The organism is Microvirga sp. P4_G7 (assembly GCF_056401005.1).
This window is the reverse complement of record NZ_JBFUKD010000600.1, coordinates 1-2,280: the sequence shown is the minus strand read 5'-3', so window position 1 is coordinate 2,280 and position 2,280 is coordinate 1. Positions and strand designations below refer to the sequence as shown.

Here is a 2,280-nt window from a genome sequence, read left to right as displayed (position 1 = left end):
GAGCGGATCCGCACCTGGAACAAGGTTCACGGCTTCTAAACAAAACGGCGCGGAGCGATCCGCGCCTTTTTCGTGTCTTGAAGGGGCGTGCACGTCGAGCGCAGGATTCCGGAAGTCGTTCGGCCGTTGATCATTGTGCCATGCAGATCAGCGCGGCAAACCGCGTTTCTCCGACGCGGCAGACGCGAGGATTCACCTCTCGGTTCAGATGATGCGAAAATCGTCGATCTTCAGGTTCGCTTTCAAAACCGCGATTCTGGTCTGCGCGGCAGGTCCGTTGCCGTCGGGATCGAGGTAGAGCGCGCCTGTACCCTTGTCGTAGATGACGCGATCGGTATCATCATGCGCAGCACTGCCTTTGAAGAACTTCGCGGCGCTCAACTTGCCGGGTTTGATCAGCGAGCCCTTCCCGAGCGACGCGAGAACGGCATTGTCGATATAGATGGTGTCGTCGGTCGTGTTGAAGCCGACGAACTTGTCGACATTGGTTTTGGCGTTTCGGCGCGCGTCGAAGACAAAACCATCTTTGCCCGCTCCACCCGTCAGCGTGTCCTTGCCCGCGCCGCCATAGAGCATGTCGTCACCCAGACCGCCGTCGATCACGTCGTTGCCGGCTGCGCCCTTGATGATGTTGGCGTTGGCGTCACCGGTGAGCTTGTCCTTGCCGGCGCCGCCGGTGAGCGTGTCGGCGAGCGCGGTATTGCGGGTCATGGTGCTCGTCGACGGATCGATCGCATAAGGAACGACCCAGCTCTGCTGGCCTTCGGTGACGGTTGCGAGCGCGGCTTTTGTCCCACCCGTGGCGTAAGTGTGCTTGAACGCGGCGCTGCCGGCCGTAGGCGCCACCGCGTCCACTCCACCGTCGCCCCAGGCGAGTTTCACGTTGGAGGCCGCGCCGACGCCGAGCTTCAACTCGACGACGCGTTGCGCGCCGAGGGTCTGACGTTGCGGAAAATACGACGTGTCGACGAGATAGATATCTTGCTTCTCGATGCTGTCGCCGGGAGCGAGGAGCACCGCGCCTTCAAAAGCGACGTAACGTCCGTCCGCGCTGACATGACCACGGGCCGTATATTGTGAGGCTTCGGAACCCTCGGCATCGGTGGAGACGAGAGTAAACGCGCCGTTCGACAAGTCCTTCAGATAGGTGTCGTATCCGCGCGTGTCGTGCGCGACGAAACTGTCCGAACTTCCGAATACCACATATCTTCCATCGGCGCTGATCGACGCCGGGGAACTACTGCCACCGACCTCGGAATGGTCGGACTTCGTGGAAACAAGGGTGATCGTGTCGTTCTGCAGATCCCTCAGATAGATATCGGATTTTGTATCCGTGTCCGCTGCAACAAAGGACACGTTGCTTTGGAACACGATGCGCTGTCCGTCTGAGCTGATGGATGGCGCCGTCGCGCCAAATCCGCTACCCACTTGCGCGCCGCTGGCGTCGACCGAGAGGCGCGTGATCGTGTCCGCGACGAGATCCCGCACATACACGTCCGTGATGGAATCGCTGTCGCTGGCGACAAGCTGACCGCTGCTGTTGAAGACGACGTATCGACCATCCGCGCTCAGATCAGGGTGTCGGCTATGTCCGGCAATGCCCAGCAAGCCGTCTTCCGGGATAGAAACGAGTATGAGCGTCTGATCGACCAAATCGCGACGATAGATGTCCTCCTTTAGATTGCCGTCGTCGGGAAGAAGTTGAGCGAGCGTAGAGAATACGACGTAGCGGCCATCGGGGCTGATTTGGGGGTCGGAGCTGCTGCCCTCAACTTGGGTACCATCCGCTTTCGTCGAAACCCGCTTGAGCGTATTGTTTGAAAGATCCCTCACATAGATATCGGGGGAGCTGTTCGTATCCTCCGCCACCAGCTGGGCGTCGCTTTGGAAGACCACGTACCGTCCATCCGGCGTGATTTGAGGGTTCTGGCTATAGAAACCTCCTCCCTGCGTTCCGTCTGCCTTGGTCGAGATTTGGGTCAATGCGCCGGTGCGCATGTCCCGGAGATAGACGTCGGTGGCGTCGTCCGTGTCGGTCGCCACGAGTCGAGCGGTGCTGTCGAATACAACATAGCGGCCGTCGTTCGTGACTTGTGCGTGGCTCGCATAGCTGTCGACTGGGGATGGAGATCCGTCGGCCTTGTCCGAAACGCGCGAGATGATGTTGACTGCCGGGTAGGAACGAAAAGATTGCAGCGAAAGCGTCAACGGCATGAAATCGATCCCCAAGCGCAATCATTGTTCACTACGATATATCGTGACAAATGTCAAGCGGAATCC

At 59.3% G+C, this 2,280-nt stretch carries 1 protein-coding gene; it reads right to left on the bottom strand.

Annotated features, from left to right (window positions below):
• Positions 1-204: 204 nt before the first annotated feature.
• Positions 205-2,214: a hypothetical protein gene (locus AC1DT3_RS18445; protein ID WP_477466680.1), complete on the bottom strand. Its 2,010-nt coding sequence runs from the start codon at positions 2,212-2,214 to the stop codon at positions 205-207.
• Positions 2,215-2,280 lie beyond the last annotated feature (66 nt).

Coding starts and splice junctions, on each gene's coding strand:
- AC1DT3_RS18445 (WP_477466680.1), bottom strand. CDS start 2,214: ATGCCGTTGACGCTTTCGCTGCAATCTTTTCGTTCCTACCCGGCAGTC.